12 protein-coding genes are annotated in these 12,480 nt (G+C 55.5%); 3 read left to right on the forward strand and 9 right to left on the reverse strand.

Annotated features, from left to right (window positions below; translation table 11 throughout):
* Nucleotides 1-100: 100 nt before the first annotated feature.
* Nucleotides 101-1,270 (reverse strand): aldo/keto reductase, encoded by a 1,170-nt coding sequence (locus K5K95_RS26915; RefSeq protein ID WP_222586903.1) that lies wholly within the window; start codon nt 1,268-1,270, stop codon nt 101-103.
* A 537-nt stretch (nt 1,271-1,807) separates the two neighbouring features.
* Here K5K95_RS26915 and K5K95_RS26920 point away from each other — a divergent pair.
* Entirely contained in the window at nt 1,808-2,638 is an 831-nt protein-coding gene (locus K5K95_RS26920; RefSeq protein ID WP_222586904.1) for an SDR family NAD(P)-dependent oxidoreductase, read from the forward strand.
* Nucleotides 2,639-2,747: 109 nt separating this feature from the next.
* On the opposite strand, the gene K5K95_RS26925 is transcribed toward K5K95_RS26920, so the two are convergent.
* Both K5K95_RS26925 and K5K95_RS26930 read right to left on the reverse strand, forming a co-directional pair.
* Nucleotides 2,748-2,999, reverse strand: coding sequence for a hypothetical protein (locus tag K5K95_RS26925; RefSeq protein ID WP_315903128.1), 252 nt, complete (start codon nt 2,997-2,999; stop codon nt 2,748-2,750).
* Between the two features lie 239 nt (nt 3,000-3,238).
* Nucleotides 3,239-4,357 carry an NADH:flavin oxidoreductase gene (locus K5K95_RS26930; protein WP_222586905.1) on the reverse strand — a complete coding sequence of 373 codons (1,119 nt, stop codon included), beginning with the start codon at nt 4,355-4,357 and terminating at the stop codon, nt 3,239-3,241.
* Between the two features lie 102 nt (nt 4,358-4,459).
* Between K5K95_RS26930 and K5K95_RS26935 the strand changes: the two genes are divergently transcribed.
* Nucleotides 4,460-4,834 (forward strand): winged helix-turn-helix transcriptional regulator, encoded by a 375-nt coding sequence (locus K5K95_RS26935; RefSeq protein ID WP_222586906.1) that lies wholly within the window; start codon nt 4,460-4,462, stop codon nt 4,832-4,834.
* A gap of 194 nt (nt 4,835-5,028) precedes the next feature.
* Here K5K95_RS26935 and K5K95_RS26940 read toward each other — a convergent pair whose 3' ends face one another.
* From K5K95_RS26940 to K5K95_RS26965, 6 genes are all read right to left on the reverse strand, one after another.
* Nucleotides 5,029-6,324: an OprD family porin gene (locus K5K95_RS26940; RefSeq protein WP_222586907.1), complete on the reverse strand. Its 1,296-nt coding sequence runs from the start codon at nt 6,322-6,324 to the stop codon at nt 5,029-5,031.
* A gap of 285 nt (nt 6,325-6,609) precedes the next feature.
* Entirely contained in the window at nt 6,610-7,305 is a 696-nt protein-coding gene (locus tag K5K95_RS26945) for a DUF4286 family protein (protein ID WP_222586908.1), read from the reverse strand.
* 21 nt (nt 7,306-7,326) lie between these two features.
* The gene (locus K5K95_RS26950; protein WP_222586909.1) at nt 7,327-8,220 is read right to left on the reverse strand and encodes a fumarylacetoacetate hydrolase family protein; all 894 of its coding nucleotides are present in this window, start codon (nt 8,218-8,220) and stop codon (nt 7,327-7,329) included.
* 3 nt (nt 8,221-8,223) lie between these two features.
* On the reverse strand, nt 8,224-9,024 hold the full coding sequence (locus tag K5K95_RS26955; RefSeq protein WP_222586910.1) for a 2-keto-4-pentenoate hydratase: 801 nt from the start codon (nt 9,022-9,024) through the stop codon (nt 8,224-8,226).
* Nucleotides 9,021-9,749 carry an IclR family transcriptional regulator gene (locus tag K5K95_RS26960; RefSeq protein ID WP_261398083.1) on the reverse strand — a complete coding sequence of 243 codons (729 nt, stop codon included), beginning with the start codon at nt 9,747-9,749 and terminating at the stop codon, nt 9,021-9,023. The genes K5K95_RS26955 and K5K95_RS26960 overlap by 4 nt, the downstream gene beginning before the upstream one ends.
* A 365-nt stretch (nt 9,750-10,114) precedes the next feature.
* Nucleotides 10,115-11,293 (reverse strand): fumarylacetoacetate hydrolase family protein, encoded by a 1,179-nt coding sequence (locus K5K95_RS26965; protein WP_222586912.1) that lies wholly within the window; start codon nt 11,291-11,293, stop codon nt 10,115-10,117.
* Between the two features lie 120 nt (nt 11,294-11,413).
* Between K5K95_RS26965 and K5K95_RS26970 the strand changes: the two genes are divergently transcribed.
* Nucleotides 11,414-12,367, forward strand: a complete 954-nt coding sequence (locus K5K95_RS26970) for a LysR family transcriptional regulator (protein ID WP_222586913.1) — start codon at nt 11,414-11,416, stop codon at nt 12,365-12,367.
* Nucleotides 12,368-12,480 lie beyond the last annotated feature (113 nt).

Here is a 12,480-nt window from a genome sequence, read left to right on the forward strand (position 1 = left end):
ATGGGTTGATCAATGACGCCCTTCTCTACCCCGCGCCAAAACGCGCCGGCTGGAGGAAAATCGCTACTGGACGCCTTCAGCGGCTTTCACATTCTGACGGTCACTGGGTGACGTCGACGGCACGCATATGCATTGGGCTCATTCGACCACCGTGCACTTTTAGCTTTGCCAGAGCTGCATCCATTTCCACCAGTTCGGCGGCCGTCAGCTTCACGTTGACGGATGCCAGGTTCTCTTGAAGGTGATCGAGCTTGCGCGTGCCTGGAATCGGGACGATCCAGGGCTTCTGCGCGAGCAACCACGCCAGCGATATCTGGGCAGGAGTGGCATGCTTTTCCTGTGCGAACTTCCTGAGCAAAGCAATGATCGGCTCGTTTGCTGACAGGTTCTCAGGCGTGAATCGTTCAAACCCGGAACGTAAATCGGTGTTGGTGTCGAACCGTGTACTGGCATTCAGTGTACCGGGTAAAAAGCCCATGCCCAGCGGGCCCCAGCACACGAAACCGATGCCCAGTTGTTCACAGGTATCAAGGACTCCGTTGTGCTCGACGCTTCTCTCCATCACGGAGTATTCGGTTTGGACCGCCGTCACGGGATGAACGGCATGCGCTCGGCGAATGGTGCTTGCACTTGCCTCCGAGAGACCAAAGTGCAACACCTTGCCCTCTTTTATAAGGTCCTGGACCGTACCCGCAACATCCTCTATCGGTACGTTTGGATCGACTCGGTGTTGATAGTAGAGATCGATACGGTCGGTGCGCAGCCGCTTCAGCGAGCCCTCAAGCACCTTCCTGATATGTTCCGGGCGGCTATTGAGTGCGCCGCCGGCATCCATGTCGAAACCGAATTTTGACGCGACGACAACCTCGTTGCGAAACGGGGAAAGCGCCTCACCTACCAATTCTTCATTGGTGTACGGCCCATACACTTCGGCCGTATCAAAAAAAGTGACGCCCTGTTCATGGGCCGTGCGGATGACCTTGATGCCCTGCTCCTTGCCTGCAGGTGCGCCGTAATTGGCGCTGATGTTCATGCACCCGACACCGAGTTCCGAGACTTCCAGCGAACCCAGCTTGCGCGTGTTTGTAACTCGCGTTCCGCTCACTGAGCCGCCAGCGCCTTTTGCGCTATCCGGTGAGGCTGCCCAGGACAGCGGTGCAACACTCAAACCGGCCCCAACGACCGCCCCGCCAATCAAAACGTTGCGGCGGCTGAAGCCTGGATGATCCTGGAATGCGTTTTCTGATGTGCCTCTATTATCCTGCTGCATGATCGGGTCCTATCTGTAAATTGCTGCCATGGGATAGACGTTGGTTAAACCCGTCGATACCCCGGGTGAATCCTGGTTTCAGTATGCGGCGCACCTGCCGGGATCATTTGCCCGTTTTGTCGGCATCACTGCCTATTCCAAGGATTCTTCTGAGCATTTCAGACAGTCAGCGGACCGCGCGGTCGTTTACAGAGGGGAGTCCGTAGCCTGATCAAGCCGCTGATTGACGAGCAGCATGACTCTACGGCTGCCGGCCGCGCAGTTGGCAAGGTCATCATCGAACGACAGGATGCCCGAGGCCCACCTCGGCACCGATGGCGTGCGTCGACCAGCCGTTTAAATTCGTTGCTTTAGGCAGTATTTCAAACGAAGTCTGCAACCCCTCAGACAACCATAGAGAGAGAATGATGGCTCATACCGGAGGCAAGCAGACGCACGTCCGACTGTCCTCGGCCGTTACAGATGAGGAACATCGCACGGTGTCCTGCTCATTGCCGGAGCGTTGCGCCTTACCTCACGTTCAAAGAGGCACCATCGATGAGCAAAGTATGGTTTATCACAGGTACAACACGCGGTCTGGGCACCGAAATCGCTAAAGCGGCGCTTGCGGCGGGCGATAAGGTCGTGGCTACAGGCAGAGATGCGCAGGCGGTGATTCAAGCTGTAGGTCACCACGACGAACTGCTTGCAGTGGCGCTGGATGTGACGGATGAAACACAGGCAGCGGCAGCAATCAGGGCTGCCATTGAACGTTTCGGCAGGGTTAACGTTATTGTCAATAACGCGGGCTACGCCGTTCTCGGTGCCCTGGAGGAACTCTCCGACTTCGAGGTTCGTGAGCAGTTCGACACGAACGTGTTTGGACTGCTGAACGTGACCCGAGCGGCATTGCCCGTGCTTCGCGCACAGGGACAAGGCCACGTGATCAACATTTCCTCTGTGGCTGGCTATCACGGTGGTGTGGGGGCCTCGGCCTATTGTGCGACCAAATATGCGGTCGAGGGCATCACTGAATGCCTGGCACTTGAGGTTGCACCCTTGGGTTTACACGTGACTGTTGTCGAGCCCGGGTATTTCAGAACCGAGTTCCTCAGCACGAACTCCGTACGATTCGCGAAGCAGGTCATTGAAGATTACGCAAAGAATCCAGCCGGCTCGCGTGAAGCGGTCCTGGCGGTACATGGCAAGCAAGCCAATGATCCGAAGAAGCTGGCGCAGGCCCTGATTATCTTGGCCCACACTGAAAAGCCTCCACTGCGCTTCACCGCTGGCAGCGACGCTATCGGCTATTTTGAAGACGAACTTCAGAAGCGTCATGAGGAACTGGCGGCGTGGCGTGATCTCTCGGTGTCACTCGCTCACGACTGATATCGCACTGTCCAACGCGGGGCTCTGAAAGGCATTCGGTTCGCCATTCAGTTTTTGCCCGCCCCGCGCATCGCCATTTCATGGTGGGTTGTTATCAAGTCATAACCGCTCAAGCCTTGGCAGGCGCCAACTCAGACCGCCGCGCATCGCGAAAGGCAAACATGAACACCAGCACCACACCCAGGGAAAAGAACGCCGGGAACAACCAGATGCTCTGCCACTGGTGCCCCGCAGGGGTGGCGTAGTAATCAGAGACATGGCCCGCGACCCAGAAACCGATCAGCAGGCCAGGGTAATCAGGCCCTGGGCCGAGCTTCTTCCCGAGGCCGCGCAGGCCTTCCGTTTCATTGGGGGCAAAAATGGGGGCATCACTAGTTTTTTACAACCTGAAACCACCGCCCTAGAGCCCAGTCAAAATGTTTTTCGGGGATCCGGACAGCCTCTGAAAAAGCGCCAACCGTGAGAGCTCTTCGAGCTGGTCAGTCATTCGAATCTCATCGCCTTCGCCATTTTTATTCAACAAAGCCCTGATCATCAGGGCTTTGTCGTTGTTAGAGCGGCCTTCGGAAGAAGGTCAGCCACGCGGTCCGGCAATAAGGCTCAAACCAATTCGGCTAACGATGCCGGATTGAAGCCCTTCAGATCTTCGTAATCGCCATTTTCCACTTTGGCTGCCCAATCCTTGTCACTGAGCAGAACACGCCCTACAGCGATCAGATCAAACTCTTCGCGCTCCATGCGCTCGACAAGCCGATCCAGACTCGCAGGGGTTGATCCCTTGCCGGCGAAGGCATGAGTAACATCATTATCCAGCCCAACCGAACCGACGCTAATGGTTGTGGCTCCAGTGACTTTCTTCGCCCAACCCGCGCAGTTCAGTCCGTTCTCACCATCAATTTCGGGAAACTCAGGATCCCAGAAGCGGCGCTGTGAGCAATGCAGAACATCAACACCCGCCTCTACCAACGGCAGCAGCCAGTCTTCCATCAATGCAGGGGTTTCGGCGAGGCGCACCCCAAAGTCCTGCTGCTTCCACTGGCTAACGCGCATGATGATAGGGAATTCGGGGCCAACCGCATGACGAACTGCAGACACAATCTCAGCGGCAAAGCGCGAGCGCTCTTTGATCGTCGGTCCGCCGTAACGGTCGGTGCGCTGATTGGTACCCGCCCAGAAGAACTGATCGATCAAATAACCATGAGCCCCATGGATCTCGACGGTGTCGAAACCCAGGCGCTGGGCATCCGCCGCCGCCTTGGCGAACGCAGCAACTGCGTCTGCAATATCCTCTTCGCTCATCGCCACACCGCGTGGGTTGTTTGGCGAATCGAGACCCGATGGGCTTTCGACGGGCGCATCAGGCTCCCAGCCAGAGACGTCACGCACTGCACCGGTATGCCAAATTTGCGGCCCCATACGGCCACCCGCATTGTGAACAGAATCAATCACGTTCTTCCATCCGGCTAGCGCTGCCTCACTGTGGAAAAAAGGAATGCCTGAACCGTTACGTGAAGCGGGACGATCAACGACGGTCCCTTCTGACAAGATCAACCCGACCCGCCCCTCTGCCCGCCGCCGGTAGTACGCAGCGCTCGCTTCGCCGGGAATGCCCTCAGGCGACAATTGCCTCGTCATCGGTGCCATGACAATCCGGTTTTTCAGTTCAAGCGACCGGATGGAAAGAGGACGAAATAAAATGCTGGTATCAGGGTTTGACATTGGATGGACTCCGTTTGCTTTTGGAAGCCATATAAGTATATTTTGTAAACCAAATGTCAATTAGGCACCTAGAGTCGCCTAGGTATATACGAGGAAACTTCGATGCTGGAATTAAAGCCGCAATGTTTTTCGTCGGAGTGCCCAAGCCGGGCGCTGTTCGACCAAATCGCAGACAAGTGGTCAATGATGGTTCTGGCGGTACTTGATGACGAGCCGCATCGCTTTAATGCCATCAAGCGCCGCCTGGAGGGCGTCACTCAGAAGGCACTGACTCAGTGCCTGCGACGGCTGGAACGAAATGGCCTTGTCTCGCGCAAGGTCATCTCGTTCTCGCCCGTGGCAGTCCAGTATGAGATCACCCAACTTGGTCGAACACTTCAGCAGCCATTTCGCGAATTACATAAATGGACGCTCGACAAATTGCCTGAAGTTGAAGCGGCCCGGTCGAAGTTTGACGAGGCCGCGCAGGTAAATTGACGGTGTGATTCTTTTTATCGACTCGCCGCCACTGCCAACCTGCAACGCATTACTTGATAGATCTGCTGGGGGTATTCCTAAACCTACCAACGCCACATTGACTCCAGGTTTATCTGCGACCGCCTGATGAAGTTATTGCTGTTCAGGCGATTGCAGAAGCAACTACCCCAGGTATTGGGGGAGCGAAATATTCGTCACAATAACGATATGGGATAATTAATAAAAATCCGGTTTTCATCAAACTCATTGGTACTGAAATCTCTGCAAACACTCGAATTGCGCCATTTAACGCTGAGATTTTTCAGCGCGCCGGACTGCACGACGTAGGCCAATTCCGATTCTCGGCCCCATTCTTTGCCATCTGTGATCGAACCTGTGTGAACATTATCACCGCTTATATATCGGTTCATTAATGTCAGTCCCGGGATACCGAGCACAACGAAGTTAAAGTCATGGCGCACCTGCCATGAGCGCTCCTGAGCGTTATCAAAACTGGAGTTATAGCTATCGTTGGCCAAAGTTCCGCCACTGGTGCCGTTGACCCGCATCCATGCGCTGTCGCCGGTGAGCTTTTGCAGGCCCACGTAAAAGGTGTTGCCGCCGTATTTGGCCGAGAGCAGCGCGAAGGTGGTTTTGTTGTCGAGGTCGCCGGCCAGGGCTCTGCCGTCTTCCTTGCCGTTGAAGAAACCGAGGTTAGCCCCCAGGATCCAGTCGCCCACGGGCTGGCTGTGGGTGAGGTTGACGTATTGTTGCTGGTAGATATCGGTCAATTCGGCGTACCACAGACCGACCTGGGTGCGCTTGTCGTTGAAGCTGTATTCGCCGCCGCCGAAGTTGAAACGGTCGGAGGTGAACGCGGCTTTGCCGTTCATGAACATTTCTTCCATGCTCGCGTCGTTGCGCGGGCTGTTGGCGCGGAACTGGCCGCCATAGAGGGTCAGGCCGGCGATTTCATTGGAGGTCACCTGGCCGCCACGAAAGGTCTGCGGCAGAGAACGGCCATCGTCAGAGCGCAGGATCGGCAGTACGGGCATCCACTCACCCACCTTCAATTCGGTCTTCGACAGCTTGGCTTTCAACGCCACGCCCAAACGCCCAAAGTTATCGGCTGGTCGGCCGTCGTCGTGGATCGGCAACAGTTGGGTTCCGCCGGTGCCTTTGCCACCATCAAGCTTTTGAGAATAAAGACCCAACACATCAACACCGAACCCTATCGGCCCAGCGGTATAACCAGAGCGAGCGTCAAGGATGAAGCTCTGTGTCCACTCCTCGGCTTTGTTCTGTGGCGCAGCGCTGTTGGGATAAGCAGGATTGATGAAGTTGCGATTGATATAAGCGTTACGCAAATTGAGGGTAGCCGTAGCACCATCAACAAAGCCGCTATTCTGATCGGCTTGAACAGCCGCCGACGAACCCGCGAAGACCGCAAGAGTCAGACTGATCAGAGATTGATGTGCAGACACGCTGCGGGAACTAACAGGGTAGCGCATGATGTTTTCTCACAATGAGTTATTATTGTTTTTGTTTCGATTTTTAGCTCGTCATTCACCCTTTGCACAGGCAGCTCAAAGAGCTAACTTCCGAGCAATTGCAGGGAGCACTATCTATCTCGTAATAGCCTTTTATTGAGAAACTTATAATTGGTTAATATTCATCTCTCACAAAATTCGAGCGTGCGCAGACGTGAGCCTGACTCAATGCCTTTAATGGCACGCCCCTGGTGAACTGTCTAAAAATGACGTTGGGAAGTTAAAACGTGCTCGAACGCTCGGCGATCAACCCGCACTCCCTGGTGTTTTGCAACGTGTGTATTCCAATTGATAAAGCGTGGTTTCTGGTTCCGTCGATTGCCCCTCCAACAGCCGTTTTAGCTCAGCCGCCAAAGACTCGCTGGCGGCACGAACGTAGTCAGGCGCACAACCTTCGATCATGACGATCCAAGCCGGTATTTGGGTTCCCTCGGCGCGGGCTTTTTTCTCTGCGGTTTCAACTCTGCTCACGGCCTCATCAGCCACACACAAATGCACGCCCGTAATACCTTGTTTATCCGCAAGGGGAGGAAGCACGCGTTGGCGCAATGCGTCTGACACCGACTTATGCTGGCCTTCGGCAACATCGAAACGGACCGTTAACAAATACGCGCCCTGCCCTACACCGCTGGTGTAAGTGACCTCGCAGATGGATCGCGCGACGTTGCGATAGGACTGCACCGACTGCTGGGTCCATGCCGTCGGACTGTTGAGACGCGACAAATAATCCTGTCCTCCCAACACCTGCACAGTGTCAGCCTCATAAAGGTTGAAATAGGTTGGCCCTGCATCCAAAGCGATGTATCGGCGTCCCCGCAAGAAACCCGGAATGCCGGCCCGCTCAGGCATGTGCTCACGGTTATGCCACTCATAGAACTCGTCCCGCGCTTCAGGCAAAAGATCGTGCCAGATCGCGACTACACCTGTTCCTGCAAAGCTCATAGCGTTTTCCTCTAGCGATAGTCAGTCAACATTGGGATGGCGACCGGCGACCCATGCAGCCCCCATTTCAGCAACGTAAGGAACCACGGTCTGAAATTGTTCACCCAGCCCTTGGCCACCGACACGCATGGTGTCACCCGCCTTGAGAAATACCGGTGGTTTCTGCCCGAGCCCCACACCTGGTGGCGTACCTGTAATGATGACGTCACCCGGCATGAGCGGCATGAAGCGACTGAGGTACGCGACAATATGTGCAACGCTGAAAATCATCGTACGGGTGTTGCCGGTCTGGAGACGTTTGCCGTTCACGTCGAGCCAGAGGTCAAGTGCCTGCGGATCGGCAATTTCGTCACGGGTGACTAGCCAAGGTCCCAATGGCGCGAAAGAAAAACCGCTTTTCCCCTTGGTCCACTGACCTTCGTACTCAAGCTGATAGGCCCGCTCGGAAACATCATTGGCCAGGCAATAACCGGCAACGTGATTCAATGCCTGCGACTCATCGATCTGCCAGGCAGGCGTACCGATGACGATGGCCAGTTCAACCTCCCAATCCAGCTTCTGAGCGCCCGTTGGTAAAATGACCGGATCGTTGGGGCCGCTGATGGAAGCGGTGTGTTTGTTGAAGACCACCGGCTGGCTCGGGATGGGTGTATTCGTTTCAGCCGCGTGATCTGAGTAGTTCAAACCGATGCAAATCAGGTTCGGTACGCTGCCTACGCATGGACCAAGACGCGTGCCAGGCGCCACCACCGGCAGCTTTTCAACGTCAACGGCACGCAGTTTTTCAAGCACTGTCGGGCTCAGGGCCGACGCATCGATGTCGTCGACAATGCCCGAAAGGTCTCGCACGCCCCCTTGCGAATCCAAAACTCCCGGCTGTTCCTGCCCCGGTAAACCAAAACGAACTAAGCGCATTTGTTACTCCTCCAGCGTTGAGAAATGGACAGACAATGAGCCTGCTTCGCCGAACTGAACATGCAGTGGCTGATTAACGGGCACATCGAGAACACCTGCATAGGACCCGGTAATAATCACCTGCCCTGCTTGCAGCCCTATCCCTTGTGTAGACAGAAAATTGGCCAGCCATACGATCGGCAACAACGGCCCCCCGTCCGGATGGCGGCCCTTGATATTCAGAGGCTCTGACGTTGCATCGCTCAGGGTGATATCCAGTTCAGAGGGCATGCTGGCAGAGTTCGACAGCGCGATTGGCGCCCCAAGTACCAGGCCGTGATTGAATAGACCGTCCGCGAGCAATTGCTCGAACGGCAGTGTGTGTGGATCGATGTAACGGCAGTCGATCACTTCCAATGCCACGTGCACGTCGCTGATCGCAGCAACGATCTCTTCAGTTGTATAAGGCTCGACACGAGCCGGCAAATCATGGGCCAGGACGCACGCCAGTTCAGGCTCGATGCGCGCCTTATCGGCGTCGGCGGCCAGTCGGTAACGTTCGCCTTTTACGATGCTGTCGCTGTAGATCGGAGCAACGATCCACTTGCCAGCCGGGGGTAACGCACACTTCCATCCCCCTACGGTTTTTCCAGCCAATGGCCCCACATGCTGTTGAATGGCAAAACCTTGTGCGAGGCTGCTTGGCAGGTTCGGGCCTGGCAAGGATGCCAGCCGAACACCCTCTAGCCGTGCACGGGCCAGAGCGGCAGCGGCGACTTCCAACCCTGGCACCGCCTCGGTCCATGCAGGTGCGAGCTGGCTCATACGTTCTCCGCATGCACGCTGTTCTGGCGCGGCCAAACCGTACCCAGCTTGTTGGCGGCATCTTCCAGCAGAGCATGCAATTCGTCATAACGTTCAGGCTGCATGCGCAAGACCGGGCCGGCGATGCTCATCGTGCCGACCACAGTACCGGACGGAATCAGCCTGACCGGTACGGCAATCGCCCATACGCCCGCCTCGGCTTCTTCAATGACCAAGCCATACCCGCGCTTTCGGGTCAGAGCGAGCTCGGCCAACAAACCTTCGATGCTGTTGATCGCTTTCGGCCCCTGCCCCATCCCGGCGTCAGCTTTCCCCAATCCGCTACGCAGCGCATGCTCAATGGCCAGTTCATCTGGCATTGAGGCCAGCCAGGCTTTGCCATTGGCAGTGGCGTAGAGGTTGATCGGTTTATCCATGGCCGGCGAATACATGAGCCCCGGCGCGGCACCTTGGGCCGAAGACAGCCAGGACAAGGTGCCCTCGTTGACCACCGTCAGGCGCACCAACTCTTGGCACTGAACAGCCACTTGCTCAAGGATCGGCTGGACCAACTCAGGCAAACCAATTCCATGCAAATAGCGCTGCCCCAACAGCGCCAGCTTCAGCGTCAAGCGGTATTGCGAGGTGGCTTCATCCTGCTCTGCCCACCCTTGCTCGACTAATTGAGCAAGCACTCGATGAGCGGGGCCCTTTTCCAAGCTCAGCTCGGCTGCGATATCGGACATCCGCATCCAGCGAGCTTCACGCGCCAACAGCTCAATTGCCTCCAGGCAGCGGTCAACAGCACCTTTCACGACTCTCATATTTTTCTCGACTTATCTTTGACAATGAGGTGAATGTGAGCAACATTGTTCGTACTGGAACGTTGTTCCAATAGTATGCAGGCGCCACCCGATAAGTCAAACCGCTTGTATCTGGTTGCCTTATCGAGACAGAACTGGTCACACAGCCGGGTATCCAGGGCGTGGGACGCCTGACAGATATTTAAAACCGAACCCTCAGGTTCGGCTCTTTTTATCAATAGACGTACGCCGGTGTATGTTCAATCTTCGCGGAAGAACGCCCAATGCAGCTCACCCACCTGCCGTACCTACAGAAGTCCGCGAGCAGCAAGATTGTGCATCAACGCTCGCAAGCCGAACGTCCAGGGTGCAGCCTTGTGGCTGTAGGTGACTGTGTTGCGCAGCGTGCCCAGCAACGGGCTCCCTATGCTGACCTCATCACCCTGCTTATGCGTAAAACCACTTCCCGGCTTTTCACGATCCTGGGTAGGCGCAAACAATGTCCCGAGAAAAAGCATGAAGCCATCAGGGTATTGGTGATCCCCACCGACCGTCTGGGCCACCAGATCCAACGGATCACGGCTGATCAGCGCCATGGAACTGCTGCCTTGAAGGACAAAGCCGTCGTCGCCCTGGACTTGCAAATCCACGACACAATTGCGCACGTCATCAAGCGTAAACGTTTCATCGAACAAACGAATAAACGGGCCAATTGCACAGGACGCATTGTTGTCCTTGGCCTTGCTCAACAGCAGTGCACTGCGGCCTTCGAAATCACGCAAATTGACGTCATTGCCCAAGGTGACGCCATGCACTTGGCCTCGGCTGTTCACCGCCAGCACAATTTCCGGCTCTGGGTTGTTCCATTCAGACTTGTGATGGATGCCGATTTCGCTGCCACTGCCCACGGCGGCCAGTACCGGTGCCTTCGTGAAAATCTCCGCATCCGGGCCGATACCCACCTCCAGGTATTGCGACCACATACCCTGCTTGATCAGCACAGCTTTAAGGCGCATCGCTTCTGGCGAGCCCGGTTTGATTGCCCGCAAGTTATCGCCTATGGCTTCCTGCACCAGGCGGCGAACGCTTTCAGCGTTGGCAGCATCCCCTCGCGCCTGCTCCTCGATTACCCGCTCGATCATGCTGGACGCGAACGTCACCCCGGCCGCCTTGATGACTTGCAAATCAGCAGGGGGCAACAGAGAGGGCTTGTCGGGGTTGGCATGACTGCCAGTGTTCCCAAGCAACTCCTCGACAGTCCCGATGTACCGGCCAGGCGCTTGACGAACCGCCATCAATGGCGAGGTGTGTTCCAGCAGTTCGCTTATGGTCGAAAAGACTTCAGAAAGGTCAAACACACCGTCCTCACGCAGCATTACCGGCGAGGGGCCTGCAATCGCACCAGGGATCCATGCGCGGCCGATCAGTGTTCCGGCCAGGCCATCCACTGGCAGGGTGTTTTCGCGCGTCAGTTTCAAGTTCGCCATAGAGCTTCCAGATCAGTCAGCCATCAGAGCCGTAAAAGTAATGGACCTCCCCCGTAAATCCCAATGAAAGAATCTCACCGATCAATGCTGTTTTGTTATCGACAGACAAGGCCTTATCCGATGGAAAACGATCAAATTACTTTTGGCAGTGTTACCCGATGGCTGAAGATCAAACATTTGGTACTGGTCAATAGCTTGGCCAAGACCCGCAATATGCACACGACCGCTGAACATATGAATGTTACGCAACCGGCCATCAGTAAATTGCTTCGCGATCTGGAAGTACTCCTGGGTTTCCCACTGTTTGAGCGTCAAACGCGCAACCTGGTCCTCACTGAACTAGGAGAGTTCGTGGCCCGTTATGCGCGTATTACCCTGGAGGACGCGGAATCGTTCGTCGATCAGGTCAACAAGCTGCGAAAAGGCGGACATGGCCATTTAAAAATCGGCACCATTTTCGCCGCAACATCAGTGGTGCTGCCTGAAGCCATCGCCAGCATAAAACGTGAGCGCCCCCTTCTTTCTATCGAGGTGATCGAACAAACCAGCAACCACTTGCTGGAAATGCTCGAACAGAAAAAACTCGATTTAATCATCGCGCGCTTCACGGATGAGGATTGTCAGCCTTTCGAATTTACGTCGCTGGGCCCTGAACCCTTTTGTCTCGTCGCGAACAGCACACATCCTCTGTGCCAACTTGAAGAGGTCCCCATCGAAGCAATCAGCGAATGGCCATGGGTCATGTATCCCTTTAATACGCCGATCCGACAACGCATGGAGCGCGCATTCACACTGTTCAAGATCGCCCCGCCAACCAACACAGTGGAGACCATTTCGATGCAAACCTTTCTGCAGTTGCTGCAGTCTGGGCCAATGCTCGCGATGCTCCCCGAGTCCATGGTCCAGTCGCAATTGCAAAATGGGCAGCTTCAAATCCTCAACACGCCCTTCAAAGTTGAATCTCAGGATTACGGAGTTATCACTCGCAAGGATGAACCCCTGTCAGAACCAACGCGGAAGTTTATTGCGACCTTATTAGCGTTCGCCAGACAGCGGCAAACGGCTACAGAGTAAGAGGTACTGCAGCGATCTTGGTAAAAGCCGATGAGGCAAAGTTATCGAGCAATCGAAAGCTCTCATTAGGCAGCCATTTCCATGAATCCTATAGTGCCGGCACAAAAGTGCGG

Origin of the sequence: Pseudomonas sp. DR48, assembly GCF_019823085.1 — a bacterium.
Taxonomy (GTDB): domain Bacteria; phylum Pseudomonadota; class Gammaproteobacteria; order Pseudomonadales; family Pseudomonadaceae; genus Aquipseudomonas.

What these genes read in the sequence shown, in the direction of transcription:
- K5K95_RS26940 (WP_222586907.1), bottom strand. Translation starts at nt 6,324, where the DNA reads ATGCGCTACCCTGTTAGTTCCCGCAGCGTGTCTGCACATCAATCTCTG.
- K5K95_RS26930 (WP_222586905.1), bottom strand. Translation starts at nt 4,357, where the DNA reads ATGTCAAACCCTGATACCAGCATTTTATTTCGTCCTCTTTCCATCCGG.
- K5K95_RS26935 (WP_222586906.1), top strand. Translation starts at nt 4,460, where the DNA reads ATGCTGGAATTAAAGCCGCAATGTTTTTCGTCGGAGTGCCCAAGCCGG.
- K5K95_RS26970 (WP_222586913.1), top strand. Translation starts at nt 11,414, where the DNA reads ATGGAAAACGATCAAATTACTTTTGGCAGTGTTACCCGATGGCTGAAG.
- K5K95_RS26960 (WP_261398083.1), bottom strand. Translation starts at nt 9,749, where the DNA reads ATGTCCGATATCGCAGCCGAGCTGAGCTTGGAAAAGGGCCCCGCTCAT.
- K5K95_RS26965 (WP_222586912.1), bottom strand. Translation starts at nt 11,293, where the DNA reads ATGGCGAACTTGAAACTGACGCGCGAAAACACCCTGCCAGTGGATGGC.
- K5K95_RS26950 (WP_222586909.1), bottom strand. Translation starts at nt 8,220, where the DNA reads ATGCGCTTAGTTCGTTTTGGTTTACCGGGGCAGGAACAGCCGGGAGTT.
- K5K95_RS26920 (WP_222586904.1), top strand. Translation starts at nt 1,808, where the DNA reads ATGAGCAAAGTATGGTTTATCACAGGTACAACACGCGGTCTGGGCACC.
- K5K95_RS26955 (WP_222586910.1), bottom strand. Translation starts at nt 9,024, where the DNA reads ATGAGCCAGCTCGCACCTGCATGGACCGAGGCGGTGCCAGGGTTGGAA.
- K5K95_RS26945 (WP_222586908.1), bottom strand. Translation starts at nt 7,305, where the DNA reads ATGAGCTTTGCAGGAACAGGTGTAGTCGCGATCTGGCACGATCTTTTG.
- K5K95_RS26915 (WP_222586903.1), bottom strand. Translation starts at nt 1,270, where the DNA reads ATGCAGCAGGATAATAGAGGCACATCAGAAAACGCATTCCAGGATCAT.